The following is a 26743-nucleotide window of genomic DNA, read 5'->3' on the forward strand; positions in this document are numbered from 1 at the left end:
GTCAGAACTTCAGCAGGTTGGCGTCGTCGACCGAGGTCGAACGGCGGGTGCGGAATATGGTCATGATGATGGCGAGCCCGACCACGACTTCGGCCGCGGCCACCACCATGGTGAAGAACGCGAACACCTGTCCGTCCAGATTCGAATGCAGTCGGGCGAAGGTGACGAAGGCGAGGTTCACCGCATTGAGCATCAGCTCGATGCACATGAACACCACAATGGCATTGCGCCGCAGCAGTACACCGGCCGCGCCGATGGTGAACAGCAGGGCGGACAGGAACAGGTAGTTCTCAGGATTCACCGCTTGCCTTCCTCGTCAGCCTGCGTCGAATCGTCGACGTCCGTGGGGTTTTCGGGTTCGTACGGGGCTTCGCCAGCGAATGTCGGACTGGTGCCGACCGAGATGACGGCGGCTTCCTCGAGCGCCCTGGTGCGGCGGTGCCGCAGGATCGTGCTGACCGACAGCTCCTCGAACGAGCCATCCGGCAGCCGCGCCGGAATATCGACCGCGTTGTGCCTGGCGTACACACCCGGCGTCGGCAGCGGGGTGGCCCGATCCGAGGGGCGGTTGGGGTCGTAGGCACTGCGGAACCGGCGGCGCGAGAGTTCCTTCTGATCCATGCGGGGTCCGAAGTTCTCCCGATGCGCCAGGATCATCGCGCCGATGGTCGCGGTGATCAACAACGCGCCGGTGAGTTCGAAGGCCCAAACATACCGGACGAAGATCAGCTCGGCGAGCTGTGCGATCACATCCTGGTACGCGAAACCTTTTGCCGGATAGGTTATTCCGGAGTTGCGAATGCCGTTCGCGATACCGCTGATCAGCAGCAGCCCGAAGCCGAGACCGACGGTGCCGGCCGCAAGACGCTGTCCGCGCAGCGTTTCTCCGAGCGATTCGGGGGAGTCGACGCCGACCAGCATGAGCACGAACAGGAACAGCATCATGACCGCGCCGGTATAGACGACGATCTGCACGACACCCAGGAACAGCGCGTCCTGGGCCATATAGAACGTGGCCAGCACGATCATGGTGGCCGCCAGGCAGATCGCCGAATGGACGGCCTTACCCGCGAACACCATGCCGAGTGCCCCGATCACTGCGAGCGGGCCGAGGATCCAGAACTGAACGGCCTCACCGGTGGAGGTGTGGGTCAATGGCTCCGCCGCTAGTGTTCGGGCGGCAAGGATCAATTCGGTCACCGTGCGCCTCCTTCCGCGCCCGCCGTGGCGGGCTCCCTGGTGGTGCCGGAATCCGGTGTGTTCGAACCGCTTTCACCGCCCGGGATATTGCCGCGGTAGTAATCTCCCTCCGTCGTACCGGGATACATCGCATGCGGCGGTGCGGTCATACCGGGCTGCAGCGGGGCGAGCAGCCGGTCCTTCTCGTAGATCAGATCGGCGCGGTTGTCATCGGTCATCTCGTAGTCGTTGGTCATGGTCAGCGCCCGGGTCGGGCACGCCTCGATGCACAATCCACAGCCGATGCAGCGCAGGTAGTTGATCTGGTAGACCTGCCCGTAGCGTTCACCGGGCGAAAAGCGAGCGGTCTCGGTGTTATCCGCGCCCTCCACATAGATCGCGTCGGCGGGACAGGCCCACGCACACAACTCGCAGCCGATGCACTTCTCCAGGCCGTCGGGATACCGATTGAGCTGATGGCGGCCGTGATAGCGCGGCGCGGTCGGCACCTTCTGTTCCGGATAGGACTCGGTATTGGCCTTTTTGAACATGGTGAGCAGGGTGACCGCGAATCCGGCCAGCGGTTCGAACAGACCGGGCTTCGGTTCCGGACGTCGCGTCGCGGGATCCGGCAGCGGTGGCGTCGGGAAGCCGAGGAAGACCGTGCCCGCGGCGCCCAACTCCTCCCGGCTGGGTTCCTCGGCCGTCGGCGGCGCCCCCTGCCTGCGCCCGGCCAGCAGGAACATCAGCACCATCAGTCCGGAGATGATCAGCCCGCCGATCACCAGGAACGGCGTCTGGACTTTGTAGCCCTCGTTCTGCAGCACCCGGGCGGTGGCGACCAGCATCACCCACAGCAGCGAGGTCGGAATCAGCAGCTTCCAGCCGAGATTCATGAACTGGTCGTAGCGCAGGCGGGGCAGCGTGCCGCGCAACCAGATGAAGACGAACAGGAACGTCCACATCTTCGCCGTGAACCACAGCACCGGCCACCAACCGGAATTCGCGCCGTCCCACAGATTGATCGGGAACGGCGCGTGCCAGCCGCCGAGGAACAGCGTGGTGGCGAGCGCGGAAACCGTTGCCATATTGATGTATTCGGCCATCATGAACATGGCGAATTTGAGCGAGGAGTACTCGGTGTGGAAGCCGCCGACCAGTTCGCCCTCGGCCTCGGGCAGGTCGAACGGGGCGCGGTTGGTCTCGCCGACCATCGATACGCAGTAGATCAGGAACGACGGCAGCAGCAGGAAGACATACCAGGTGCCCTCTTGCGCCTTGACGATGCCGGAGGTGGCCATGGTGCCGCCGAGCAGGAATACCGTCGCGAAGCACAGCGCCATCGCGATCTCATAGGAGATCACCTGCGCGGTCGAACGCAACCCGCCCAGCAGCGGATACGTCGAGCCGGACGACCAGCCCGCCAGCACGATGCCGTACACGCCGATCGAGGTGATGGCGAGGATATAGAGCACCGCCACCGGCAGATCGGTGAGCTGCAACGCGGTCCGATGACCGAGGATCGAGACCTCCGGCCCCAACGGAATGACCGCGAACGCCATGAATGCGGGCACCACCGAAATCACCGGCGCCAGGATGAAAATCGGCTTGTCGACGATCGTCGGAACGATATCTTCCTTCAACGCCATCTTCACACCGTCGGCGACGGCCTGCAGCGTGCCTTTGGGACCGACCCGGTTCGGGCCGACGCGCATCTGCATCCACGCCACGATCTTGCGTTCCAGATACACCGCCATCATCGGCGTGAGCAGCAGGAAGGCGAAGATCGCCAGGGATTTCCCGATGACAAGCCACAGCGGGTCGTGGCCGAAAAGAGAGAGATCACTCATGGCGGTGTTCCTTCATCCTCTCGTCGGCGCGATGCAGCCGCACCACACCGCCCGGCTGGGTGGCGAGCTGTTCGTTGACCGAGCAGCCCGGCGAGTTCAACGGCAGCCATGCCACGCGATCGGGCAGATCGGTGATCAGCAGCGGCAGCGTGACGGTGCCGCGGTCGGTGGCGATGACGATCTGGTCATCGTCGACCGCACCGATCTCGGCGGCAGTGGCAGGGGACAGGCGCACCACCGGCGGCCGCGCGACGCCCGCCAGATTCGGCTCGCCGTCCTGCATGCGCCCCTGATCCAGCAGCATCCGCCAGCCGGAGAGGATGGCGATGCCCGGACCCGTCTGGGGCACCGGATGCGGCCGATGGGCGGGCGCGGCGACCGGCGGGCCGTCCCAGGCGCCGAGTTCGGTGAGTTCGGCACGCGCGGCGGCGGTATCGGGGAGTCCGAGTGCCACTTTCATTTCGTCCGCGATGGCATGCAGTACCCGTTGATCCGACAGCGGTGCGGGTTCGCGGCGCACCATCGAATCACCGAGGGCGGCATCGAATTGCCGCGGCCTGCCCTCCCAGGTGCGGAAGGTGCCGGACTTCTGCATCGCCGAGGCCACCGGGAAGACGACATCGGCGCGCTCGGTGACGGCACTGCGCCGCAACTCCAGGCTGACCACGAAGCGGGCGGCGTCGATGGCATCGAGCGCGGCCTGCGGATCCGGCATATCGGCGATCTCGACCCCGCCGACGATCAGCGCGCCCAGGGCGGGGGCGGCCTCCAGGATGGCGGCGGTGTCGCGACCGACGGTGACCGGCAGGTCCGCGACATTCCAGATCGTGCGAACCTGTTGGCGCGCACGGGGATCCACCACGGGGCGGCCACCGGGCAGCAGTCCGGGCAATGCGCCCGCCTCGATCGCGCCGCGCTCACCGGCTCGTCGCGGCACCCAGGCCAGCGCGGCCCCGGTCTCGTCGGCGAGGCGGATCGCGGCCGACAACGCACCCGGAATTCCGGCCATTCGCTCACCGACCAGGATCACCGCGCCGGGCTGGCGCAGCAGCAGCGCAGCCGTCGCCAAAGCGGCCGAGTCCGTTGCGGTCTCACCGGTGTGCAGGGCATCGAGCAGATGCGGCTCGATGCCGGGCACGGCCTGCAGCAGGGTGCCCGACATCCGGTCCAGACCGCGCGAGGAGTAGGCGGCGAGGGAGAAGATCGGCATGCCGCGCTTGCGCGCTGCCTTGCGCAGTCGCAGATAGATGATCGGCGACTCCTCTTCCGGCTCGAGTCCGGCGAGCAGCACGACCGGCGCGTTCTCCAGCGCGTCGTAGTCGACGGTGACGCCCTGTCCGGCCACCCGGGCCGCCAGGAAGTCCGCCTCCTCCACCGAATGCACCCGGGTGCGGAAGTCGATGTCATTGGTGCCGAGGGCGATTCGAGCGAATTTGGCGTAGGCGTAGGCGTCTTCCTCGGTGACGCGACCGCCGACCAGGACGCCCGCGTTGCCGAAGGCCGATGCCAGCCCCTCCGCGGCCGCGGCCAGCGCCTCGGACCAGGATGCGGGGGCGAGCTTGCCGTCCCAGCCGCGTACCAGCGGTGTGGTCAGCCGGTCGCGTTCGGTCGCGTAGGTGAAGGCCCACCGGCCCTTATCGCAGTTCCACTCCTCGTTGACCTGCGGATCGTCACCGGCCAAGCGGCGCAATACCTTTCCCCGCCGGTGGTCGGTGCGCTGTGCGCAACCCGACGCGCAGTGCTCGCAGACGCTCGGGCTCGAGACCAGGTCGAATGGGCGGGCCCGGAACCGGTAGCTGGTGCCGGTGAGTGCGCCGACCGGGCAGATCTGCACGGTATTGCCGGAGAAGTACGAGTCGAACGGTTCGGCCTGTGCGGTGCCGACCTGCTCGAGCGCGCCGCGGTCCATCAGTTCGATGAACGGATCCCCGGCGACCTGTTGGGAGAAGCGGGTGCAGCGGGCGCAGAGCACACAGCGTTCCCGGTCCAGCAGCACCGCGGTCGAGAGCGGAATCGGCTTGGGGTAGGTGCGCTTCACGCCGTCGAACCGGGTCTCGGGCCGACCGCTGGACATCGCCTGGTTCTGCAGCGGACATTCGCCGCCCTTATCGCAGACCGGGCAGTCGAGGGGATGGTTGATGAGCAGCAGCTCCATCACCCCCTCCTGCGCCTTATCGGCGGCGGGTGAGGTCAGCTGGGTGCGCACGACCATGCCGTCGGCGACGGCCATCGTGCAGGAGGCGACCGGCTTGCGCTGACCCTCGACCTCGACCAGGCACTGCCGGCACGCGCCGACCGGGTCGAGCAGCGGATGGTCGCAGAAGCGCGGGATCTGGATGCCGATGAGTTCGGCGGCCCGGATCAGCAGGGTGCCCGGTGGCACGCTGACTTCGGTGTCGTCGATGGTGACGGTGACCAGATCGGCCGGAACCAGCCCACTGGTAGTGGTGTTCACAGTGGCTGGCCCACCCGTCGCCCGACCGCCACCCCTCACGGAGTCGCTACGCGATGCTGTACTCATTGCACTCCTTCGGCCCAGGCGGTGGATCGCGCGGGATCGAACGGGCAGCCGTCGAGCCGCAGATGGTCGAGGTATTCCTGGCGGAAGTACTTCAACGAGGAGATGATCGGACTGGCCGCGCCGTCGCCGAGTGCGCAGAACGACTTGCCGTTGATGGTGTCGCTGATATCGAGGAGCTTCTCGATATCCGATTCGGTGCCCCGACCCGCCTCTATCCGGGTGAGCAGTTGGACGAGCCAGTACGTGCCCTCGCGACAGGGAGTGCATTTGCCGCAGGATTCGTGGGCGTAGAACTCGGTCCAGCGCAGCACCGCGCGCACCACGCAGGTGGTGTCGTCGAAGATCTGTAATGCCTTGGTGCCCAACATGGAGCCGGCACCGGCGACGCCCTCGTAGTCCAAGGGCACGTCGAGGTGTTCATCGGTGAACAGCGGTGTCGACGAACCGCCCGGCGTCCAGAACTTCACCTGATGTCCGGCGCGCACGCCACCGGCATAGTCGAGCAGTTCGCGCAGCGTAATGCCCAGTGGCGCTTCGTATTGGCCCGGCCGGGCGACATGGCCCGACAGCGAGTACAGCGTGAAACCCGGGGACTTCTCGCTGCCCATGGACCGGAACCAGGCGGTGCCGTTGAGGATGATCGGCGGCACGCTGGCAATGGATTCCACATTGTTGACCACCGTCGGGCAGGCGTACAGGCCCGCGACGGCCGGGAACGGCGGTCGCAGTCGAGGCTGGCCGCGCCGGCCCTCGAGCGAATCCAGCAGCGCGGTTTCCTCACCACAGATGTAGGCGCCGGCTCCGGCGTGCACGATCAGTTCCAGGTCATAGCCCGAGCCGAGAATGTCCGTGCCGAGGAATCCGGCCGCATACGCCTGCGCGACCGCGGCCTGCAGTCGGCGCAGCACCGGAACCACCTCGCCGCGCACGTAGATGAACGCATGTGCCGCCCGAATCGCATACGCCGCGATGATCACGCCCTCGATGAGGGTATGCGGGGTGGCCAGCATGAGCGGAATGTCCTTGCAGGTACCGGGTTCCGACTCGTCGGCATTGACCACCAGGTAATGCGGTTTGGTGACGCCATCCGGTCCCGTCCCCTGCGGGATGAAGCTCCACTTCATACCGGTCGGGAAGCCCGCGCCGCCGCGGCCGCGCAGGCCCGCGTCCTTCACAGTCTGGATGATCTGATCGGGTTGCATCCGCAGGGCTTTGCGCAGGGCCTGATAGCCGTCGTGGCTGCGGTAGTGCTCGATGGTCCACGACTGTGGGTCATCCCAGTACCGGGTGAGTACGGGAGTCAGTGTCATCACACATCCTCCGAATTCGGTTCCGGCGCTTGCATATTCTGTTCCCGCGCGATGCGTAGCCCGGCCAGCGTCGCCTCGCCCGCCGCGCCGTCGAGGACGCCGGGGCGTTCGTCCGGGAATCCGGCCAGAATGCGCGCGGTCTGCTTGAACGTGCACAGCGGCGCGCCGCGCGTCGGCGTCACCTGTTCGCCCTTGCGCAGTGAATCCACCAGCGCGGCAGCCGATTCCGGGGTCTGGTTATCGAAGAACTCCCAGTTGACCATGACCACCGGCGCGAAATCGCATGCGGCGTTGCACTCGATGTGCTCTAGGGTGATCGCCCCGTCAGGGGTGGTCTCGCCGTGCCCGATGCCGAGGCGTTGCCGCAGCGTATCGAGGATGGCATCACCGCCCATGACCGCACAGAGGGTGTTGGTGCAGACACCGACGTGGTAGTCGCCGGTGGGGGTGCGCCGGTACATCGAGTAGAAGGTGGCCACCGCGGTGACCTCCGCCCCGGTCAAGCCCAGCTGGTCGGCACAGAATTCGATGCCGGTGCCGGTGACGCAGCCCTCCTCGGCCTGCACCAGATGCAGCAACGGCAACAGCGCCGAGCGCGGCTCCGGATAGCGGGCGATGATCTCCTTCGCATCGACCTCCAGCCGTTCGCGCACATACGGTGCGAACGGCTGCGGCCGGGTGGAAAGCTTCAGCAGGATCTCCGTCATCGGTCTACTCCGCCCATGACCGGGTCGATGCTGGCGACGGAGGCGATGACGTCGGCGACCATACCGCCCTCGCACATCGCCGCCACCGCTTGTAGATTCGTGAACGAGGGGTCGCGATAGTGCACGCGATACGGGCGGGTGCCGCCGTCGCTGACCATATGCACGCCGAGCTCGCCACGCGGCGATTCGACGGCCACATACACCTGTCCCGCCGGAACCCGGATGCCCTCGGTGACGAGTTTGAAGTGGTGAATGAGTCCCTCCATGGATGTGCCCATGATGCGGCCGATGTGCTCGGGGGAGTTGCCGAGTCCGTCCGGGCCCAGCTGCAGATCGGCGGGCCAGGCGATCTTCTTGTCGTCCACCATCACCGGGCCGGGCCGCAGTCCGTCCAGGCACTGCTCGACGATCTTGAGCGACTCCTTCATCTCCGCCACCCGAATCCAGTAGCGGCCGTAGCAGTCACAGCCGGTGGTGGTGGGAACATCGAATTCGTAGTTCTCGTAACCGCAGTACGGCGCGGCCTTGCGCAGATCGTGCGGCAGACCGGTGGAGCGCAGCACCGGACCGGTGATGCCGAGCGCCATGCAGCCGGTGAGATCCAGGTAGCCGATATTCTGGGTGCGCGCCTTCCAGATCGGGTTCTGGGTGAGCAGATGGTCCATATCGCGCAGCCGCTTGGGCAAAAGCGCAAGCAGCTCACGGACTTTGGTGACACCGTCATCGGGCAGGTCCTGGGCCAGACCGCCGGGCCGGATGTACGCGTGGTTCATGCGCAGGCCGGTGATGGTCTCGAAGACGTCCAGGATCAGTTCGCGTTCCCGGAAACCGAACAGCATCGGGGTGAGTGCACCCAACTCCATGCCGCCGGTCGCGAGCGCCACCAGATGTGAGGAGATCCGATTGAGTTCCATGAGCATGACGCGAACGATGGTGGCGCGCTCGGGAATCTGATCCTCGATATCGAGCAGCCGTTCGACGCCGAGGCAGTAGGCCGTCTCGTTGAAGAAGGGCGAGAGGTAGTCCATCCGCGTCACGAAGGTGGTGCCCTGAGCCCAGTTGCGGAATTCGAGATTCTTCTCGATGCCGGTGTGCAGGTAGCCGATGCCGCAGCGGGCCTCGGTGACCGTTTCGCCCTCGATCTCGAGAATCAGCCGGAGCACGCCGTGTGTGGAGGGATGCTGTGGGCCCATATTGACGACGATGCGCTCTTCGCCTGCGCCGTCGAGGGTTTCGGTGACCGCGTCCCAGTCCTGGCCGGCCACCGTCACCACGGTCGGTTCCGACTTCGGCTTGCCAGCGGGGTCGGGCCCGGTGTCGTTGTTGACGCCGGGCCGGGTGTCGATGTCGTTCATTACTTGTACGCCCTCCGCTCGTCGGGCGGCGGAATGCGCGCGCCCTTGTACTCGACCGGGATCCCGCCGAGCGGGTAGTCCTTGCGCTGGGGGTGGCCACGCCAGTCGTCGGGCATCGCGATGCGAGTCAGCGAGGGGTGGCCGTCGAAGAGGATGCCGAAGAAGTCGTAGGTTTCCCGCTCATGCCAGTCGGTGGTCGGATACACGCCGAACAGCGACGGGATATGCGGGTCTGCGTCCGGTGCCGAGACTTCGATGCGCAGGCGCCGGTTGTGCGTGATGGACATGAGGTGATACACCGCGTGCAATTCGCGGCCCGCGTCCTCGGGATAGTGCACGCCGTTCACGCCGAGGCAGAGCTCGAAACGCAGTGCGGCGGTGTCACGCAATGCCGTGGCGACGGTGACGAGGTGTTCGCGGCGCACGTGCAGGGTGAGTTCGCCGCGAAAGACGATCACCTTCTCGATGACGCTCTCCCAGCGGGTGTCGACCGCGCCGAGGGCGGCGTGCAGTTCGCCGACGATCTCGTCGAAATAGCCGCCGTAGGGCGCGGGGGTGCTGCCGGGCAGTGTCACCGGGCGGACCAGGCGGCCGTACCCGGAGGTGTCGCCGGTACCGCTGACGCCGAACATGCCGCGCCGCACACCGATCACCTCGGCCGGTGGCGAATCCGGTTCCGGCGGTGTGCCTTCCGGACCGGCGGTGGCCGCGGCGTCGATGAACTCGTGCGGTGTCCTGGTCTCGGTGTTGTCGGGGGTATCGAAGGTCATCGCAGCAGACCCTCCATCCGGATGGTCGGCGTGGACGCCAGCGCGGCCGCTTCGGCGGCGCGGATGGCCTCTTCGCGATTGACGCCGAGCGGCATCTCCTGAATCTTCGCGTGCAGGGTCAGGATGGCGTTCAACAGCATTTCCGGGCGGGGCGGGCAGCCGGGCAGGTAGATGTCGACCGGCACCACATGGTCCACGCCCTGCACGATGGCGTAGTTGTTGAACATGCCACCCGAGGACGCGCAAACGCCCATGGCCAGCACCCATTTCGGTTCGGTCATCTGGTCGTAGACCTGGCGCAGCACCGGTGCCATCTTCTGGCTGACCCGGCCCGCGACGATCATCAGATCGGCCTGCCGCGGTGAGGCGCGGAAGGCCTCCATACCGAAGCGGGCGATATCGAAACGTCCGGCGCCGGTGGCCATCATCTCGATGGCGCAGCAGGCCAGACCGAAGGTGGCGGGCCACAGTGAGCCCTTGCGCAGGTATCCGGCGAAATCTTCGACCGTGCTCAGCAGGAAGCCGCTGGGCAGTTTTTCCTCGAGACCCATGTTCGACTAACTCTCACTTCCACTGTGCGTATGTCCGTCGGGCGTTGATGCCTTGCGGGCCAGGGATCAGTCCCAGCTGAGACCGCCGCGGCGCCATTCGTAGGCGTAGGCCACGGAGACGTTGAAGATGAACAGCGCCATCGCGGCGAGACCGAAGAGACCGAGCGCATCGAAGTGGACAGCCCACGGGTAGAGGAACACGATCTCGATGTCGAAGATGATGAACAGCATCGCGGTGAGGTAGTACTTCACCGGAAAGCGTTGTCCGGTAACGTTTCCCGGCCCGCCCGCGACGGCGTGCGGTGTCGGTTCGATGCCGCACTCGTAGGCCTCCTGTTTGGCCCGGTTGCGTCGTTTCGGGCCGACGAGGGCCGAGAGGATGATGGAGAAAACCGCGAATGCGGCGGCGACCGCGCCGAGGACCAGAGTGGGCATCTCGATATTCACGACTGCACTTCCCCTCCTTGCGAGCTGTAGCTGGCGGTTGGGCGTCATTTCCCCCGACGGCGCCGGAGTTGTGCTGGTCGGCGTCGGAATGACGGCAGCTTCCGAGGCGGGCTGACGTCGTTGTCCGCCTCGGTCAGACTCGCCTCATGGCCTGCTCGCACCGCGCGGGTCTGTCATATCGAGGCTCGCGCCCATGTGAGCTACGGCACAGCCTACAACCGACGCGAAGAGTCGACCGTTCATTCGAATAGGGTGTTTGATCGAAAACGGGACTGCTATTTATGACTGAATCGGGGGTAATCCGATCCGCGGGATCGCTAAGCGATCGCCCCGTCACGTGACATTCGAGTGCCCGCGTCCGAAAGGCGCGGGCATGACGTATCTACTCGGGCCTACCAGCGAAATTCGGTCAGGCCGCGGTGCGATTGCGGAGCACCGCGACAACGGCCTCGGTGAGCCGGATCGGATCGATCGGATGCGACACCGCTGCCTCGGCGCGCGACCAGTTCGCGAGCCAGGCGTCGTCGGGGCGACCGGTCAGCACCAGAACCGGTGGACACTGGTCGATCTCATCCTTGAGCTGTTTGGCGATGCCGAGACCGCCGGCCGGGGCGGATTCCCCGTCCAGGATGGCCAGGTCGATACCGCCCGCGTCCATCTGCTCGATGACCACGGGGGCGGTCGCCACCTCGAGGTATTCGAAGGTGGGAAATTCGGGGTGCGGATGTCTGCCCAGTGCCAGCATCACTTGGCGCCGGGTATCGGCGTCGTTGCTGTAGACGAGAACCCGCAGCGGGGTGGAACGATTCGCGTCGGCCACGCAGGGATGGTACGTCCGCGAGGGGACGCGGCGTGGCAGGTTGGCGCAGATCGGTGGTGCGCGTCGGACAAGGTAATCGAAAGCCATTGCTAAGTCCCGGCCGGTAGCATCCCGAAAATGCGGGGAGATATCACCCGGGAGCTCGTCGAAACCGACGTGTGGACCGATGAGATGGTGGGCCGGGCGGGTATTCCGGTGGTGGATGTTCCGTTCGTGACGATCGGCAGCGGTATCGGGTCCTTCGTCACCTATGACACCCTGCGGATCTACGGCGTCGCGGCGGCATCGATGGCGGTGCTCGGGCCGCAGGAGGTGCCGTGGTCGTCGTATGAATATCTGACGCGGGTGTCGCAGATTCCGCGCGGAGAGCGGTTGCGCAGTGATTCGGCGTCGACGCCGGACAATATCTGGGGGTTTCCGTCCTATGCGGTGCGCGAGGCCTTGGCGGAGAAAACGATCCGGCCGCTGTGGAATGTGTTCACCGAGCCGATCTTCGCCAATTACTACACGCCAAGGGCCGGGCAGGCGTTCGTTTCGATGGAGCGCGAGTTCCATCGGATCGGGTATGCTGGATCGTTGCACAAGGGGCAGGTACGCATGGTGCGCAAGCGGTACGGCGGTGGATATTTCACCATCCTCACCCCGCCTGTCGGTGCGACACCGACCAAGCGGATCGCGTTCCGCAGTACGTATGCCCATGTGGCTGTTGGGTATCCGGGACTGAAGTTGCTGCCCGATCTGCAGGAATACCGAGAGAAGTATCGCGACCCGACGCGGGTGGTCAATGCCTACGAACCGCATGAGCACGTTTACCAGGCCCTGCAGCGCAGGCCGTGCACCGTGATGATTCGCGGTAGCGGGATCGTTGCCAGCCGAGTGTTGCAGCGAATTATCGACGATCGCGACCAGCTTCAACTCGATACTCGGATCCTGCACCTGTTCCGCCACTATGTGGGCAAGACGCAGGGGACGAACCTGTTCAACCGCCGCAGGTCCGGGGACGGCTGGTCCTATCAGGGATTCAACTATCCGAAGTCGGTGTGGGGCGGGCAGCTCAAGGCGAAAATGCGCACACTGCAAGGAGACCAGCGCGCGCGGGCCTACCAGGAGATGGGTGGCACCAGCACCCCCATCCGCGACGGTTGGCAGGAGCAATTGCGGCGCGGCCGCAAGCAGGGCTGGTATCAGGTGATGGCGGGCACGGCGCGTGATCTGCGGCCCGCACCCGGCCGGGGTGGGGTGATCACGACCATCGTGCCGGATCCGACCGCGCCGCTGCCGTTCGCGCCGCCGACCCAGCCATTCGATATCGCCGCGGATTACATCATCGACTGCACCGGGTTGGAGGCCGATGTGCGCGAGCATCGCTTGTTGGCGGATCTGCTGGATCACGCTGGGGCCGGGCGTAATCCGGTGGGGCGGATGGATGTGGCGACCACCTTCGAATTGATCGGCACGCGAAGTGGCAGCGGACGCATCTATGCATCTGGTAGCGCGACGCTGGGTGGTCCTTTTCCGGGGGTGGATACCTTCCTCGGCTTGCAGATCGCGGCGCAGGAGATCGCGGACGATCTTGCGGCGCTGGGATTCTGCCAACGCATGGGGCCGCTGCGCTCGACCCGGCAATGGTGGCTGTGGGCGACGAACAAGAAGATCTGAACGATGCTGCTCACCTTGAACGGGCGGATACAGACCCGCATACTCGCACTCGGCATCCTGGGATTCCTTGTCGCGGTGATCATTACCCCGGTGCTGCCGACCGGCTCGCTATCACTGGGGCAGGCGTATCGCGTGACGTTGTCGGTGTTGCTCGCGACCGTGCTTGTAGGCGTGCTGTGGGAGTTGCTCTACCATTTCCTGCAGCAGTTCCGGTGGGAGAAGGATTGGCCGACACTGTTCGGCTTCTGGACGATCGTCAACGAGGCGGCGCTGATGTGGGTCCTCGTGCATTACACGACCATCGTGCTCCCGCGAGCGCTGCACCCCTCGCTGACTGCGTTCCTCATCCAGTTCACCACTACCTGGATCGTGTTCTGGCTCATTGTGAACGGGCCGATGCGTGCGGTGTTCCATCGGTGGCGGTTCCGGGGTGGTCGATTCCTGTGACCGATCCGCAGCTCGAGGTGCTGCCGGGTGGTACGCATCTGATCGCGAATGCCGATGGGGTAGTCGTTGTGGTCGCCCACCGCGCCGATATCGCGGCAAGTGCCGAATCGCCCGCGGGCCGGACGATGACGGCGCTACTCGGGCTGGTGCGGGAGGCCGGCGCCGAGGAGACACCACGCACCGGACGCATGTTCGCACGCCTTGCCACCACGTGGTTGATGAACCTGGACAACGAGGATCAGGTGGAGTTCGGGGTGATCACACCGAGTGCGGACGGGGTGGCGTTGTTCCTGCACGGCGGGGTGACAGCGGTGTTGGAGAACTCGGATCGCGCGGAGGTGCTGCACGGCAGGGATGCCGGATTCACCGTGGATAGGGTGGTGATTCCGGCACCCGATGTCGGGGTGGGGTTGCTCGTGGACGAGGACGGGACGAGCGCGCTACCGGGGCGCGGTATCGCCGGGCTGGATGCGGGGATCGCGCCGGGCGCTGGGGCGGTGCTCTGGTTCGGCTCGCCTGCGGCCGATCGTGGGACGGCTGCACCGAAGTCGCGCGCCGCACGTACTTCGCAGTCAGCGGAATCGGACGAGACGGGCGACGGGGTGGTGGCGCCATCGGTCGTCCGGGTGGGGCAACCGGTTGGGCTTCGGAAGGTTGACGAGGTGGGGGAGGATGCTCGCCCTAGTTCGGAATCCTGGCCCGATCCGGAGTTCGACACCGATACGTTGGTGCCGAATGTCCCGATTCCGGTGCCGGTTCGCACGCGCGGGGTGGTTCCGGTGGTGATGCCCGATAGCGGCGGAGTCGTGGTTCGGGGGTTCATGTGTTCGCGGCAGCATCTGAACGACCCGCGAGTGTCGTTCTGCGCGGTGTGCGGGATTCGGATGGATCAGTTGACCTGTGTGCTGACCGAGGGGATTCGCCCGCCGCTCGGGTTGCTGATGCTCGATGACGGGACATCGTTCGTGCTCGACAATGACATCGTCCTCGGGCGGGAACCCGAACATGCCGCGGCGGTGCGGCGCGGTGCGCGTCCGATTCGGTTACCGGACCAGTCGGGAGGAATGTCGCGGGCGCATGTGGAAATACGACTGGTCGAGTGGGAGGTGACCGCGATCGACCAGGGGTCGGCCAACGGTACCTACATCAGGATGCCGGGGCATCAGGAGTGGATCCGGGCGATGCCGAACCACCCGACCACCCTGGTCGCGGGCTGCCAGATCCTGCTCGGCGGCCGCATCCTGACCTTCGACTCCCAGCACAGTCAGTTCTGATCCGTAGGCTGGCCGCGCTGGTAGCGAATGATTCCCGACCAGGGGTTGCGGCCCGGTCGGCGCGGGTCGGGCTGGGGGAGGTAGGTGAAGGGGCGTAGGTACCAGGGGGCGCGGTGGAATTTGCGGGCGTGCACGAGCAGATGTTCGACCTCCCGGGGCTGCCAGCCGAACTCCTCGAAGTAGGCGATGCCATTGCTCGGTTCAAATTTCAGTGGCGCGTTCACGAACATCGAACTGGCGCGCATGCGCCGCATCGCCACGGTGATGTCCATGACCCACCAGCTGATCTCCGGCCGGGTGAGGGCGGCGGCCATGGTGCGGACCGTTTCCTCGTCGAGGTACATGAGCAAGCCTTCGGTGAGCACCAAAGCCTTTGTGGCGGGAGAGTTTTCGGGTCCCAACGAGCCGAGGGCCGCGTCCAGGAAATTTGACAGCGCGGCCGGATCGGCGAGGTCGACGCCGCGGCGGATCAGGGTGCAGTGCGGCTTCTCGTCCGCGAGGGCGGCTTCCTTCTCGGTGGTCAGGGCGGGCAGATCGGCCTCCACCCAGACGAAATCCGCGGGCAGGTCCAGTCGGTAGGGGCGGGTGTCGAGTCCGGCCGCGAGATTGAGCACCCGGTCGCAGCCCTCACTGATAGCGGTCGCGATCAGGTCATCGATGAGTTTGGTCCGGGTGACCACCGCCCACCCGCCGCGCATGATCCGCGGTGCGGCCGCGACGATGGCATGGCCGCGCTCCCCGGCCAGCCGTTGCGCGAGTGGATCGCGGAACAGCGCGTCCGCACGCACCGTCTCGGTTGCCCGGTAGGCGGCCACCCACCGCGCGGTATCGGACACATTGGTGATCAACCCTTCCCCACCGGTCATGCGCGCCAGTCTGGCACAGCGGCGCGCCCTCGTCGGGCAGGGTCAGGCGTGGCGGTGCGCGCCGAGAGAACCTGGACGGGAAATCGGGCCGTCTGGGAACACGATATTCACGGGCTCGTAACAGGGAAACATGCTGTTGAGCCGGTATTTGGGCAACAATCATCGCAACGGTGAATTTCCGCCGACAGCCTGCGCGATCAGTCGATCGCCAGTTGGGTGGAGTCCGGGTGTCGTAACCCCGGACTCCACCGCCCAACCCTTCCCGCTGCCTGAAGCTCGATCGATCGGTACGAGCGGTGGGCTCACCCGTAGCGGCAGAGGCGTACCCGTACATCACCCACTAGCGTCTGGCTGCGTGCGGGTCGGGTGGACGTACGGGTTCGATGTTCGCGTTCAAAGGAGAGGCGGGCGGAAAGGTGACGGGCAGTTCCGTCAGTGCCCGGTGGAATGGCCCCGGCCGCCAGGTCGGCGTGCCGTCCCGTTTGTCGAGCCGGATCTCGGGCAGGGCATCGAGGAGTTGGTCGATGGCATCCTGAGCGATCAAATAGGCAAGGGATTGCGCGGGGCAGGCGTGTGGGCCGATGCCCCAAGCCAGGTGGGAGCGATTGCCTGTCAGGTCGTCGGTGCGGATGGCGGGGTCGTTGTTGCAGGCGGCCATGCTGATGACGACCGGCTGGTTGGCAGGCAGCCACACGCCGTCGACGAGGATCGGCTGGCGAGGGTAGGTGATCAGCAGGTTCGCCAGCGGCGGGTCATCGAACAACACCTCATCCAAGGCCTCCCGCGAGGACAGATTCCCGCCCAGGACACTGTCACCGAAACGATCGTCGGTGAGGATCAGCAGGAGAGTGTTGACGATCAGGTTCAGTTCGAACTCGATGCCCGTGCCGTAGACCTGCGATACGTGATGGGAGACCTCCACATCGTCCAGAGCGGCCGGATGCTGCTGCAGGACCGAGGTGATGTCGTTTCCGGGCTCCGTTCGTTTGAGGGTCACTAGATTCATCAGTGCCGCGCCGAGCATCTGGCTGCCTTTTTCGGCATCGACCCCCTCGAGCAACGCGGCGGTGCCGGCGGCGACCTGCTGCCCGATCTCCGGCGGGCAGCCCAGCATCGAATTGACGACTTCGAACACCAGCGGGTACACGTACTGGCTGATCAGCTCCGCGCGGCCCGCCTGGCAGAAGCTGTTGATCAGGGGGGTCGCGATGTCCTCGACGATGTCGTGCATGGCGTAGAGATCCACCGCGTCGATGCTCGCGGTGATCGCCTGCCGATACCGCACGAAGTCGGTCCCGGTGCTTCTGCTGGCCATGGGCCGCCACTCCAGCAGCGGAAGGATCGGACAGTCGGAGGGGACCGTCGTCTGCCAGGCACGCGGGTCGGCAGGGAAGTGATCGGGATCGTTGAGGATTCGCACCGCGGCGCTGTAGCCGATCACCAGCGTCGCGGGCACGCCGGGTGCCAATTCGACCGGCGCCAAAGAGCCGTACTGTCTCCGCATTTCACGGTATACACGGTGCGGATCGGCGGCGAACTCCGGGGAGTGCAGCGGTATTCGCGGGCCGTCGGAATCGATCGGCGAGCCGTGGACGACCGGGCACATCTGTGGGCGCACCTGGGACTGCGTCGTACTCAAGAAGAAGACTCCAGACTGTTCGTATTTGCAGGTTGCTGTGGCACTGCGCTGTGCCGAGCCGCTGCTCCTGCCGACCTGGGTAACCGAACCCCGCCCGAGGGGATTAGACGCCGAGGGCTCCCAACGAATCGTGATCGTCGATCGCGGTGGTGATGCGCTTCAACAGCGTCAGACATGTTTCGGTCGATTGCATCTCGGGTTGATAAGCCGCACGGCCGATCGTGAAAGCCCATGCCGCATAGGCGAACATGGACTGCTGCCGATACAGCAGCCAGGCGTCGTCGAACGACGGCACCTTGCCGCCGGCGTGTCCGAGCTCGTCCAGGTATGCCTCCAACAGTTCGCGGTCCCAGGCACGCCGGTCCTCGGGCTCACAGCCGGAGTTGACGGCATAGGCGAAATCGTGCGCCCACCCGCCACGCATCACCACTTGCCAGTCGACATATCCCATTCGTCCGGCGCGAGTCAGGTAGGTTTGCCCGATGTGCGGGTCGCCGTGCAACAAGGTCGCGGGAACGTCGTTGGTCGCGATCGCGACGGCCCGCTCGACCCCCGCCCACAACCGCTCGCTCTGCCCGTGCAAGGCATCGGGAACGACCTCTTCTGCCCGGCGCAGGCCTACCTCACAGCGCTTCTTCATATCGATCGCAGCGAGATAAGCGTCGAGCATGTAGGCCGGGGTGTTGAGGACAGCGATAGACGAGTCCTCCCAGAACGTGCCGTGCAACCGGGCGAGATTGCGGATCAGATCTTCCATCTGGTCGCGGGCGATGGGAGCAGTCGGCTCGCTGAACACCGCACCGCGCGTTGCGACGATATCCTCCATCAGCGCGATCGACCGCCACGACGACGGCTCGGAGGCGCCCCAGTAGCCGATCGGGGCCTCCATCTCGACTCGCGGCCGGAAGTCTCGGAAGAAGCGGGTTTCCCCCTCGATCATCTTTCCGCCGCCGAGCAGTATGCGCTGGCTGAAGGCCGTGGTCGTCTTCGCGAACAGTTCCGTGGGCAGGCCCGCCTGGGTGCCCGCGTCGTTGTACTCGACTCGGATCGCGACCCGGGTGGACGTGCCGCGGCTGCCGTTGGACGTGTCGAACGACAGCACCTCGGCATCGGCAACATCGCGGCAGAGGACAGCCGTCAGCCACTCGGGAGCGATTTCTTCGCCGGAAACCGGGACATCGTCGACGGACCGCGCCTTCGGTCGGGTGATCTTCTCGCCCAGCATATGAGCACCGACCGTGGCGGACCGCCCGAGCAACCAGAGCTTGTGGTTCATGCGCTTGCCTCGATTCCGGAGTACGACGACACTGTCCCGAGCAGCCGGGCCCGCAGACAGTACCCCATAATTTCGGAAGACGTTGTACGACAAGGACGTTGCCGAAGTCCGGCGCTGCCTCTGCATGCAGCCGTACCGTCAACACGGTCCCGGGGGTATGTCGCGGTTGGCATGCGTTCATTTGCATTCGGCCCGAGCACCGGCCGCGGCTGGTGCACCTGCCGGATCAGCGGCTGCGGCGCATCGACCGCGCGGTCCGCGAGTGCCGGAGCTAACCGACATGGAAGGCGTGCGGGCCGACCTCGGCGGGATCGAGGATGTGGGCGAGGAACAGGCGCGTCGTCGGGGTGGGGGTGCGGGTGGTGATGGCGTGCCAGGGGCGGTCCATGGGGGTGCCGTCCACCGGGAGTACCTGCAGCAGACCGGATTCCAAGTCCTGGGTGAGGGCGTCACTGTGGATGAGGGTGACGCCCAGGCCTTCGCGGGCGGCGGCGAGGACCGCGCCGTGGCTGCCCAGAGTCAGGGTGGGCGGGGCGATTTCGAGGCGGTCTATGAGGCTGAGTGTGGCGTCGCGGGTGCCGGATCCGCGGCCGCGCAGCAGCCAGGTGCTGCGCAGCGGGTCCGGGCAGCCGGGGGCGCCGACGACGACGAGCTGACTGGGGCGGCGGGCCCGGATGACCAATCCGGTGTCGCGGGGTGGGCGGCCCGCGATGACGAGATCGGTTTCGTGGTGGTGCAATTCGAGGAACAGCACGTCGCGTGGGTGCACGGACAGGCTGAGTTCGATATCCGGATAGCGATTGCGAAAGGACGCGAGCAGCCGCAACAGCACGTACTCACCCGCGGTGGCGACGACGCCGATCCGGAGCTTGCCGGTTTCGGCGCGCCGAACGGCCGCGGTGGCCTCCTTCATGAGGCCGAGGATGGTGCGGCAGTACTCGGAGTAGATGCGCCCCGCCTCGGTGAGCGCGATACCACGTCCGGACTTCGCGATGAGCTTCGCGCCGAGCTGCTTTTCGATATGGGCGACAGCCGCGGACACCGCGGCCTCGGTGATGTGCAGCTGGGTGGCCGCGCGGCGGATGCTGCCCTGCCGGGCCACGGCCAGGAATGTTTCCATCCGAGCCGCACTCACCATACCCACAATTCGACGGTATCAAACCCTATGAATCCGTTGAGTATTCCGAGAAACAATCAAATTGTTTGTCGTTAACACCGCGGTCATCCTTGAACTCATCAGGCGTTCACCCGGAGCGGAGGAATGATGACCGAGGTAACCGAACCGAACCGCTGGGATCCGGGTGTGCACTCCTACGCTTCGATGGGCTACTACGCGCCGGACTATGTCCCCAAAGATACCGACGTCCTGGCCGTCTTCCGCGTCACCCCGCAAAAGGGCGTCGACCCGATCGAGGCCGCGGCCGCCGTAGCGGGTGAATCCTCAACGGCCACTTGGACTGTCGTGTGGACCGACCGTCTCACGGCGCACGATCGCTACCAGGCCAAGTGCTATCGCATCGATGAGGTGCCCGGCCGCCAAGGGGAGTACTTCGCCTATGTCGCCTACGATCTCGACCTGTTCGAGGAGGGGTCGATCACCAACCTCACCTCCTCGGTCATCGGCAATGTCTTCGGATTCAAGCCGTTGCTGGCATTGCGCCTGGAGGATATGCGGATTCCGGTGGCCTACGTCAAGACCTTCCAGGGCCCGCCGCACGGCACCGTCATGGAGCGCGAGTACCTCAACAAATACGGCAGGCCACTGCTCGGTGCGACGGTGAAGCCGAAACTCGGTCTGTCCGCGCGCAATTACGGGCGGGTGATCTACGAGGCGTGCAAGGGCGGCCTGGACTTCACCAAGGACGACGAGAACATCAACTCCCAGCCGTTCATGCGCTGGCGCGACCGGTACCTGTTCGCCATGGAGGGCGTCAACCGCGCGGTGGCCGAAACCGGTGAGATCAAGGGCCACTATCTCAATGTCACCGCCGCGACGATGGAGCAGATGTACGAGCGCGCCGAGTTCGCCAAGGAACTGGGCAGCATCGTGATCATGATGGACCTCACCGTGGGATTCACCGCCATGCAGTCGATGTCGCACTGGGCACGGCGCAACGGTGTGCTGCTGCACCTGCATCGGGCCGGGCACTCCACCTACACCCGGCAGAAGACCCACGGCGTGAGCTTCCGGGTGCTGGCGAAGTGGTGCAGGCTGATCGGCGTCGATCATGTGCACGCGGGCACCGTGGTCGGCAAGCTGGAGGGTGATCCGGCGACGACCAGGGGCTTCTACGACACATTGCGGGAGAACCACATCCCGACCAACCCGGGCAACGGTATCTTCTTCGATCAGGAGTGGGCGAGTCTGGGTGGAGTCATGCCGGTCGCATCCGGGGGCATCCACGCCGGGCAGATGCACCAGCTGCTCGACCTTTTCGGCGATGATGTGGTCTTGCAGTTCGGCGGCGGCACCATCGGGCACCCGCTCGGCATCGCCGCGGGCGCGGAGGCCAATCGGGTGGCGTTGGAGGCGGTTGTCAAGGCCCGCAACGAGGGTCGCGACCTGCTGAAGGAAGGTCCGGAGGTGCTGCGCAAGGCCGCCGAGATCTGCCGCCCACTCGATGTCGCGCTCTCGACCTGGGGCGATGTCACCTTCGACTACACCTCCACCGACGCACCGGATGCCGTGCCGACGGCCAGCCGCTGAACGACAGGACCTTCCCATGTATCTGCGTCACGGAACCTTCTCCTACCTGCCCGAGTTCACCGATGCCGACATCGCGGCCCAGGTGCGCTACGCATTGCTCAACAACTGGCCGGTGTCCATCGAGTACACCGATGATCCGCACCCCCGCAACGCCTACTGGGAGATGTGGGGGCTGCCGCTGTTCGATCTCGACGAGCCCGACGGCGTGCTCGCCGAGATCGACGCCTGTCGCAATACCTTTCCGCGGCACTACATTCGGGTCCTTGCCTACGATGCCCGCTACGGCAGGCAGACCACCGCATTGAGCTTTCTGGTGCAGCGCCCCGCCGATGAACCCGGCTTCCTGCTGACCCGCACCGAAGGCCCGGACCGACGGCAGATCTACGGACTGCGCCCGTATGCCACCGACGAACGGCCGGGTACCCGCTATGGCGGCTGAAAGGTCGAGCGCGGCAAGCGGTTTCCGATTGCACCGGCCCGGCGTCGACGACGGCAGACCGGTGCGAGCGGTGCCCGCGGACGCACCACCGGACGAGGTGCTGGCCGAGGACGCCGTACTGGATCTGACCACCGATATCGCGGGCAGTGATGTCGAGGACGTATTGACCAGGCTCGATGCCGAACTGGTCGGATTGGCGAATGTGAAGCGGCGGGTGCGCGAGATCGCGGCGCTGTTGCTCATCGATCGGGCCCGGGAGCGGTTCGGCCTGCAAGCGTCCCGGCCGACGATGCACATGAGCTTCACCGGGGGCCCCGGCACCGGTAAGACCACCGTCGCGTTGCGGATGGCGCAGATGCTGCACGCGCTCGGCTATATCCGCAAACCCAAGGTGCACACGGTGACTCGCGATGATCTGGTCGGCCAGTTCATCGGGCACACCGCACCCAAGACCAAGGAAGCCCTCGCCAAGGCGGCCGGGGGAGTGCTGTTCATCGATGAGGCGTACTACCTGTTCCGCCCGGAGAACGAACGCGACTACGGTCAGGAAGTCATCGAAATCCTGCTGCAGGAAATGGAAAGCGAACGCACCAGCCTGGTGGTGATCTTCGCGGGGTATCCGGATCGGATGGAGAAATTCTTCTCCGCCAACCCGGGACTGTCCTCGCGGGTGGCCCATCATCTGGAATTCAGTGACTACACTCACGACGAACTCGTCCGCATCGCCGAACTCATGGTGGCGCGCGACAACTTCCGCTTCGACGACACCGGATCCGCCGCCTTCGGTGAATATCTCGCACTGCGGATGAGCAGACCTCGATTCTCCAATGCGCGCAGTGTGCGCAATGCCCTGGACCGCTGCCGGTTACGGCAGGCCAAGCGGCTGGTCGAGCTGCGGCGACCGCTCACCAAGACCGATCTGATCACGCTGACCGACCGGGATGTCTACGGCAGCAGTGTGTTCGGCGGCGCGAACGACGAACCCGGAGGCGGTAGCTTGCGTGAGCACGCAGGGCCCCGCGAGTGCGGCCGATCCGACCGGGCAGAACAGCAGCCGGATGGGCCGACCGCCAGGGCGCCCGCGTGACGAGATCGAGAACCCATGCCAGAAGGACTGAAGACCCTCACCCGATACACGATCGAGGAGGAACACCGGCATCCCGGATCGTCCGGTGAATTCTCCGCTCTGGTGAATGTCGTCGCGACCGCGACGAAGATCATCGCCAACCAGGTGACCAGGGGAGCCATCGTCGGCTCCCTCGGCGCCGCCGAGCCGGACAATCTGCCGCCGACAGTGCACCGCAAGCTCGACGCCATCGCCAATGACATCATGGTGGCCGAGACCCAATGGACGGGGCATCTGTCGGCGCTGTTGTCCGAGCAGATGACCGATGTCCATCCGGTGCCGGACACGCACCGGCGCGGCAAATATCTGCTTGCCTTCGATCCGTTGGACGGATCTTCCAATATCGATGTAAACCTGCCTGTCGGAACGATCTTCAGCATATTGCGCGCCTCGGATGGCGGCCCCCCGAGTGCCGATGATTTCCTGCAACCGGGGGTGCGCCAGGTCTGTGCCGGATTCACTCTGTACGGACCGGCGACCATGCTGGTGCTCACCACCGGCAGCGGCGTCGACGGATTCACCCTCGATCGGGAGATCGGGGCGTTCGTGCTGACCCATCCGCGAATGCGAATTCCGGAGGACACTTCGGGTTTCGCGATCAATGCGGCCAATGAGCGGTTCTGGGAGCGGCCGGTGCGCCGGTATGTGCACGAATGCCTCGACGGGGTGGACGGGCCGCGCGGGCGGGATTTCAATATGCGCTGGGTCGCGTCGCTGGTCGCGGATACCTTCCACATTCTGACCCGTGGTGGGGTGTATCTGTACCCGTACGACACCCGGCGGCCGGGGCGGGTCTCGCTGCTGTACGGCGCGAATCCGATCGCCTATATCGTCGAACAGGCCGGGGGATGGGCGACCACGGGCGGCGATCGGGTGCTCGAGGTGCCGCCGGAGCAGGTGCACCAGCAGGTGCCGCTGATCTTCGGTTCGCGCAATGAGGTCGAGCGGATCGAGCGCTATCACCGCGAGCCCGAGGAAGGGCCCAGTTTCGACAGCTCACTGTTCGGTTCCCGGTCGCTGTTCCGTCCGGCCGGGCGCTGAATGCCCCACATATTGAATATTGTCCGGCAATCGAGGAGGCGCCATGTCGGTCAAGCATCCCGTCGTCGCCATCACCGGATCATCCGGTGCGGGAACGACCAGTGTCACGCGGACATTCCAGGAGATATTCCGCCGTGAAGGCATCAGTGCGGTGGTCGTGGAAGGCGATTCGTTCCACCGCTACGACCGCAACGAGATGAAACTCGCGATGGCCGAGGCGGAGCAGAACCACAACCGCACCTTCTCGCATTTCGGCGAGGAGGCGAATCTGCTGAAAGAGCTCGAGACACTGTTCCGCGATTACGGTGAGACCGGTGTCGGCTCGGTGCGCAAATACCTCCACGACGAGTTCGAGGCCAAGCCCTATGGGCAACCCGCTGGCACGTTCACGCCTTGGGAGGACCTGACGCCCGGCAGTGATCTGCTGTTCTACGAAGGCCTGCACGGCGCTGCCGTGACCGATACGGTGAATGTCGCGCAATATGCGGATCTGCTGGTCGGGGTGGTGCCGATCGTCAATCTCGAATGGACCCAGAAGGTGATCCGCGACAAGACCGAACGCGGCTACTCCAGTGAGGCCGTGATCGATACGATCCTGCGCCGCATGCCCGACTACGTGAAATACATCTGCCCCCAGTTCTCCCACACCTACGTCAACTTCCAGCGCGTCCCCACCGTCGACACCTCCAACCCCTTCATCGCCCGCACCATCCCTACCGCCGATGAAAGTTTCGTCGTCATCCGGTTCGCCGATCCCAAGGTGATCGACTTTCCCTACCTGCTGTCGATGCTGCACGACTCCTTCATGTCCCGCCCCAATTGCATAGTCGTCCCCGGCGGCAAGATGGAACTGGCCATGCAACTCATCTTCACCCCCCTTATCCTGCGCCTGATGGACAAGCGCCCCAAGCGTTTTCGCTGAGGGGCTGCTGACAGTTCGGGTGCCGATGGGCAGCGTATCCGCGGCGAATCCAGGTCGAGCCGGGGAGAGCCGTGCGCGGAGGCGGGTAGGTGTCCGAATGCATGGCGAGCGAACCCGGGGGGTCGCGGACGTGCATCGGTTCGACGTACAGTGTCATAAGTTAATCGTCGTTCGCACGGGCGATCGCAGACACAGCAAGGAGCCGTCATGACATCGGCAGTCATCGTCGACGTTGTCCGCACACCCTCCGGTAAAGGGAAACCCGGTGGTGGACTTTCGGATGTGCACCCGGCGACGCTGCTGGCCGGGGTGCTGGAGACGCTGCTCGAGCGCACCGGCATCGATCCCGCACTCGTCGACGATGTGATCGGCGGTTGCGTCACCCAGAGCGGCGAGCAGGCGTTCAATATTTCGCGCACGGCGGTGCTGGCCGCCGGATTCCCGGAGTCGGTGCCCGCGACCACCGTCGACCGGCAGTGCGGATCCAGCCAGCAGGCCGCGCATTTCGCGGCGCAGGGCGTGATCGCCGGGGCCTATGACATCGCGATCGCCTGTGGCGTGGAGTCGATGAGCCGGGTGCCGATGTTCTCCAATGCCCAGGGCAAGGACGCCAACCGTGGCCCGCTGGCCCACCGCTTCCCGGAAGGCCTGATCGGACAGGGTATTGCGGCGGAGATCATCACCCAGCGCTGGAAGCTGGACCGGGAGACCCTCGACGCCTTCGCCGCCCGCTCGCACCGGCTCGCCGCCGAAACCGCCGCGGCCGGTGGCTTCGACAATGAGCTCATCCCCGCGGGCACCCTGACCGCCGATGAGACCATCCGCAGGGCCACCACCGCCGAAGGGCTGGCCGGTCTGCGCCCCGCCTTCGCCGATGACGAACTCGAGGCACGCTTCCCGGAGATCGAATGGTCGATCACTCCCGGCAACTCCTCACCCCTCACCGATGGCGCCTCTGCCGCGCTGATCATGAGCGAAGACAAGGCCAAGACCCTCGGGCTGCGCCCGCGAGCCCGTTTCCACTCGTTCGCGGTCACCGGCGACGACCCGCTGCTGATGCTCACCGCGGTCATCCCCGCCACCCGCAAAGCGCTCGCCAAGGGAGGTCTCACCATCGACCAGATCGACACCTACGAAGTGAACGAAGCCTTCGCCCCCGTCCCGCTGGTCTGGCTTGACGACCTCGACGCCGACCCCGACAAACTCAACCCCCGCGGCGGCGCCATCGCGCTGGGCCATCCGCTCGGCGCCTCCGGTACCCGCATTCTGTCGACCATGGTCAACCACCTCGAACAGTCCGGCGGCCGGTACGGGCTGATGACCATGTGCGAAGCGGGCGGTCTGGCCAACGCCACCATTATAGAGCGACTGTAGATTCCGTTGCGCCGCTGCTGATTACAGCTCGCCCTGTTCGCGGCGCCGATCCAGATCGCGCTGACGCTCTATCTCTTGGCGGCGGGCCTCGCGGCGTTGGGTTTCGGCGCGTTCGCGCAGGCCGCGCAGGAAGGCTTCATCATCGTCGGGATTCTGCGGGACGTAGCGGCCGGGGCGGTCGTATTCGGAGTAGCGGGCGGTTGTTCGCGGGCGGGCCTCGTACAGTGGGCGGCCCGCGAACAACCACAGCAGCGCGCCCACGGTCGGTACCAGGATGACGATGATGAGCCAGCCCATTTTGGGGAGGTGACGGATGCCCGCGTCCGGGCAGGTGACGATGTCGACCAGGCAGTAGACCCACAGGGCCAGGGTGATCAGGCCGAGTATCGCGTAGGGCATCGGAACTCCTCGGTTCGCGGCGTGGCTGGGGGCCTGTTCTTCCGCGGTTTCCGAAGTTCGATGC

Annotated in this window: 25 protein-coding genes; 9 read left to right on the forward strand and 16 right to left on the reverse strand. The window is 65.5% G+C overall.

The features are described from left to right. Position 1 precedes the first annotated feature (1 nt). The 11 genes from nuoK to ACQP2D_RS19030 form a co-directional block, all read right to left on the reverse strand. Positions 2-301: an NADH-quinone oxidoreductase subunit NuoK gene (gene nuoK, locus ACQP2D_RS18980; protein ID WP_062982135.1), complete on the reverse strand. Its 300-nt coding sequence runs from the start codon at positions 299-301 to the stop codon at positions 2-4. Further along, entirely contained in the window at positions 298-1188 is an 891-nt protein-coding gene (locus ACQP2D_RS18985) for an NADH-quinone oxidoreductase subunit J (RefSeq protein ID WP_433685699.1), read from the reverse strand. The genes nuoK and ACQP2D_RS18985 overlap by 4 nt, the downstream gene beginning before the upstream one ends. A gap of 8 nt (positions 1189-1196) precedes the next feature. After that, entirely contained in the window at positions 1197-3029 is a 1833-nt protein-coding gene (gene nuoH / locus ACQP2D_RS18990) for an NADH-quinone oxidoreductase subunit NuoH (RefSeq protein ID WP_433685026.1), read from the reverse strand. Further along, a complete protein-coding gene (locus ACQP2D_RS18995; protein ID WP_433685027.1) occupies positions 3022-5550 on the reverse strand; it encodes an NADH-quinone oxidoreductase subunit G in 2529 nt (842 codons plus the stop codon). Before ACQP2D_RS18995 ends, nuoH begins: the two co-directional genes overlap by 8 nt. Beyond that, on the reverse strand, positions 5547-6860 hold the full coding sequence (gene nuoF / locus ACQP2D_RS19000; RefSeq protein ID WP_433685028.1) for an NADH-quinone oxidoreductase subunit NuoF: 1314 nt from the start codon (positions 6858-6860) through the stop codon (positions 5547-5549). The genes ACQP2D_RS18995 and nuoF overlap by 4 nt, the downstream gene beginning before the upstream one ends. Then, positions 6860-7567, reverse strand: coding sequence for an NADH-quinone oxidoreductase subunit NuoE (gene nuoE / locus ACQP2D_RS19005; protein ID WP_433685029.1), 708 nt, complete (start codon positions 7565-7567; stop codon positions 6860-6862). Before nuoE ends, nuoF begins: the two co-directional genes overlap by 1 nt. Next, complete coding sequence (locus tag ACQP2D_RS19010) at positions 7564-8913, reverse strand: NADH-quinone oxidoreductase subunit D (protein WP_433685700.1); 1350 nt, start codon at positions 8911-8913, stop codon at positions 7564-7566. Before ACQP2D_RS19010 ends, nuoE begins: the two co-directional genes overlap by 4 nt. Positions 8914-8921: 8 nt before the next feature. Next, entirely contained in the window at positions 8922-9692 is a 771-nt protein-coding gene (locus ACQP2D_RS19015; protein ID WP_433685030.1) for an NADH-quinone oxidoreductase subunit C, read from the reverse strand. Then, positions 9689-10243 (reverse strand): NuoB/complex I 20 kDa subunit family protein, encoded by a 555-nt coding sequence (locus tag ACQP2D_RS19020; RefSeq protein ID WP_354956693.1) that lies wholly within the window; start codon positions 10241-10243, stop codon positions 9689-9691. Before ACQP2D_RS19020 ends, ACQP2D_RS19015 begins: the two co-directional genes overlap by 4 nt. Positions 10244-10309: 66 nt before the next feature. Beyond that, the gene (locus ACQP2D_RS19025) at positions 10310-10678 is read right to left on the reverse strand and encodes an NADH-quinone oxidoreductase subunit A (RefSeq protein WP_433685701.1); all 369 of its coding nucleotides are present in this window, start codon (positions 10676-10678) and stop codon (positions 10310-10312) included. A 421-nt stretch (positions 10679-11099) separates the two neighbouring features. Beyond that, on the reverse strand, positions 11100-11510 hold the full coding sequence (locus tag ACQP2D_RS19030) for an Rv3143 family two-component system response regulator (RefSeq protein ID WP_433685031.1): 411 nt from the start codon (positions 11508-11510) through the stop codon (positions 11100-11102). 117 nt (positions 11511-11627) lie between these two features. Here ACQP2D_RS19030 and ACQP2D_RS19035 point away from each other — a divergent pair, with 117 nt between their 5' ends. From ACQP2D_RS19035 to ACQP2D_RS19045, 3 genes are read left to right on the forward strand one after another with little or no spacing between them, the layout of a single operon-like run. Then, positions 11628-13169, forward strand: a complete 1542-nt coding sequence (locus tag ACQP2D_RS19035) for a hypothetical protein (protein WP_433685032.1) — start codon at positions 11628-11630, stop codon at positions 13167-13169. A gap of 3 nt (positions 13170-13172) precedes the next feature. Then, entirely contained in the window at positions 13173-13616 is a 444-nt protein-coding gene (locus ACQP2D_RS19040) for a hypothetical protein (RefSeq protein WP_433685033.1), read from the forward strand. Continuing rightward, positions 13613-14890 (forward strand): FHA domain-containing protein, encoded by a 1278-nt coding sequence (locus tag ACQP2D_RS19045; protein WP_433685034.1) that lies wholly within the window; start codon positions 13613-13615, stop codon positions 14888-14890. Before ACQP2D_RS19040 ends, ACQP2D_RS19045 begins: the two co-directional genes overlap by 4 nt. On the opposite strand, the gene ACQP2D_RS19050 is transcribed toward ACQP2D_RS19045, so the two are convergent. From ACQP2D_RS19050 to ACQP2D_RS19065, 4 genes are all read right to left on the reverse strand, one after another. Further along, entirely contained in the window at positions 14881-15756 is an 876-nt protein-coding gene (locus ACQP2D_RS19050) for a class I SAM-dependent methyltransferase (protein WP_433685035.1), read from the reverse strand. The two genes, ACQP2D_RS19045 and ACQP2D_RS19050, sit on opposite strands and share 10 nt — an antisense overlap. Before the next feature lie 340 nt (positions 15757-16096). Beyond that, positions 16097-17362, reverse strand: coding sequence for a cytochrome P450 (locus ACQP2D_RS19055; RefSeq protein ID WP_433685702.1), 1266 nt, complete (start codon positions 17360-17362; stop codon positions 16097-16099). Between the two features lie 136 nt (positions 17363-17498). Next, positions 17499-18671 (reverse strand): aminoglycoside phosphotransferase family protein, encoded by a 1173-nt coding sequence (locus ACQP2D_RS19060; RefSeq protein WP_433685036.1) that lies wholly within the window; start codon positions 18669-18671, stop codon positions 17499-17501. 271 nt (positions 18672-18942) lie between these two features. Then, complete coding sequence (locus tag ACQP2D_RS19065) at positions 18943-19809, reverse strand: LysR family transcriptional regulator (RefSeq protein ID WP_433685038.1); 867 nt, start codon at positions 19807-19809, stop codon at positions 18943-18945. 126 nt (positions 19810-19935) lie between these two features. On the opposite strand from ACQP2D_RS19065, the gene ACQP2D_RS19070 reads away from it, so the two are divergent. The 6 genes from ACQP2D_RS19070 to ACQP2D_RS19095 all read left to right on the forward strand — a co-directional run bounded on the left by ACQP2D_RS19070 (position 19936) and on the right by ACQP2D_RS19095 (position 26280). Then, positions 19936-21378 (forward strand): form I ribulose bisphosphate carboxylase large subunit, encoded by a 1443-nt coding sequence (locus ACQP2D_RS19070; protein WP_433685039.1) that lies wholly within the window; start codon positions 19936-19938, stop codon positions 21376-21378. A gap of 16 nt (positions 21379-21394) precedes the next feature. Next, positions 21395-21817: a ribulose bisphosphate carboxylase small subunit gene (locus tag ACQP2D_RS19075; RefSeq protein WP_433685040.1), complete on the forward strand. Its 423-nt coding sequence runs from the start codon at positions 21395-21397 to the stop codon at positions 21815-21817. After that, positions 21807-22904: an AAA family ATPase gene (locus ACQP2D_RS19080; protein ID WP_433685041.1), complete on the forward strand. Its 1098-nt coding sequence runs from the start codon at positions 21807-21809 to the stop codon at positions 22902-22904. Before ACQP2D_RS19075 ends, ACQP2D_RS19080 begins: the two co-directional genes overlap by 11 nt. A gap of 15 nt (positions 22905-22919) precedes the next feature. Beyond that, the gene (locus ACQP2D_RS19085; protein ID WP_354956715.1) at positions 22920-23984 is read left to right on the forward strand and encodes a class 1 fructose-bisphosphatase; all 1065 of its coding nucleotides are present in this window, start codon (positions 22920-22922) and stop codon (positions 23982-23984) included. Between the two features lie 43 nt (positions 23985-24027). Next, positions 24028-24906: a phosphoribulokinase gene (locus tag ACQP2D_RS19090; RefSeq protein WP_433685042.1), complete on the forward strand. Its 879-nt coding sequence runs from the start codon at positions 24028-24030 to the stop codon at positions 24904-24906. Between the two features lie 207 nt (positions 24907-25113). Next, positions 25114-26280 (forward strand): thiolase family protein, encoded by a 1167-nt coding sequence (locus ACQP2D_RS19095; protein ID WP_433685044.1) that lies wholly within the window; start codon positions 25114-25116, stop codon positions 26278-26280. A gap of 21 nt (positions 26281-26301) precedes the next feature. Here the strand turns inward: ACQP2D_RS19095 and ACQP2D_RS19100 are convergent, their stop codons facing one another. Continuing rightward, positions 26302-26679 (reverse strand): PLD nuclease N-terminal domain-containing protein, encoded by a 378-nt coding sequence (locus ACQP2D_RS19100; protein ID WP_433685046.1) that lies wholly within the window; start codon positions 26677-26679, stop codon positions 26302-26304. Between the last annotated feature and the right edge of the window lie 64 nt (positions 26680-26743).

The sequence above is a fragment of the Nocardia sp. CA-119907 genome, assembly GCF_050955995.1.
In the GTDB taxonomy this organism is placed as follows: domain Bacteria; phylum Actinomycetota; class Actinomycetes; order Mycobacteriales; family Mycobacteriaceae; genus Nocardia.

Bases quoted from the DNA above. Each gene is read 5' to 3' on its own strand.
- nuoH (WP_433685026.1), bottom strand. From the start codon at position 3,029: ATGAGTGATCTCTCTCTTTTCGGCCACGACCCGCTGTGGCTTGTCATC.
- ACQP2D_RS18995 (WP_433685027.1), bottom strand. From the start codon at position 5,550: ATGAGTACAGCATCGCGTAGCGACTCCGTGAGGGGTGGCGGTCGGGCG.
- nuoF (WP_433685028.1), bottom strand. From the start codon at position 6,860: ATGACACTGACTCCCGTACTCACCCGGTACTGGGATGACCCACAGTCG.
- nuoE (WP_433685029.1), bottom strand. From the start codon at position 7,567: ATGACGGAGATCCTGCTGAAGCTTTCCACCCGGCCGCAGCCGTTCGCA.
- ACQP2D_RS19015 (WP_433685030.1), bottom strand. From the start codon at position 9,692: ATGACCTTCGATACCCCCGACAACACCGAGACCAGGACACCGCACGAG.
- ACQP2D_RS19020 (WP_354956693.1), bottom strand. From the start codon at position 10,243: ATGGGTCTCGAGGAAAAACTGCCCAGCGGCTTCCTGCTGAGCACGGTC.
- ACQP2D_RS19025 (WP_433685701.1), bottom strand. From the start codon at position 10,678: ATGCCCACTCTGGTCCTCGGCGCGGTCGCCGCCGCATTCGCGGTTTTC.
- ACQP2D_RS19035 (WP_433685032.1), top strand. From the start codon at position 11,628: ATGCGGGGAGATATCACCCGGGAGCTCGTCGAAACCGACGTGTGGACC.
- ACQP2D_RS19040 (WP_433685033.1), top strand. From the start codon at position 13,173: ATGCTGCTCACCTTGAACGGGCGGATACAGACCCGCATACTCGCACTC.
- ACQP2D_RS19050 (WP_433685035.1), bottom strand. From the start codon at position 15,756: ATGACCGGTGGGGAAGGGTTGATCACCAATGTGTCCGATACCGCGCGG.
- ACQP2D_RS19055 (WP_433685702.1), bottom strand. From the start codon at position 17,362: ATGTGCCCGGTCGTCCACGGCTCGCCGATCGATTCCGACGGCCCGCGA.
- ACQP2D_RS19060 (WP_433685036.1), bottom strand. From the start codon at position 18,671: ATGAACCACAAGCTCTGGTTGCTCGGGCGGTCCGCCACGGTCGGTGCT.
- ACQP2D_RS19065 (WP_433685038.1), bottom strand. From the start codon at position 19,809: ATGGTGAGTGCGGCTCGGATGGAAACATTCCTGGCCGTGGCCCGGCAG.
- ACQP2D_RS19070 (WP_433685039.1), top strand. From the start codon at position 19,936: ATGACCGAGGTAACCGAACCGAACCGCTGGGATCCGGGTGTGCACTCC.
- ACQP2D_RS19075 (WP_433685040.1), top strand. From the start codon at position 21,395: ATGTATCTGCGTCACGGAACCTTCTCCTACCTGCCCGAGTTCACCGAT.
- ACQP2D_RS19080 (WP_433685041.1), top strand. From the start codon at position 21,807: ATGGCGGCTGAAAGGTCGAGCGCGGCAAGCGGTTTCCGATTGCACCGG.
- ACQP2D_RS19085 (WP_354956715.1), top strand. From the start codon at position 22,920: ATGCCAGAAGGACTGAAGACCCTCACCCGATACACGATCGAGGAGGAA.
- ACQP2D_RS19090 (WP_433685042.1), top strand. From the start codon at position 24,028: ATGTCGGTCAAGCATCCCGTCGTCGCCATCACCGGATCATCCGGTGCG.
- ACQP2D_RS19095 (WP_433685044.1), top strand. From the start codon at position 25,114: ATGACATCGGCAGTCATCGTCGACGTTGTCCGCACACCCTCCGGTAAA.
- ACQP2D_RS19100 (WP_433685046.1), bottom strand. From the start codon at position 26,679: ATGCCCTACGCGATACTCGGCCTGATCACCCTGGCCCTGTGGGTCTAC.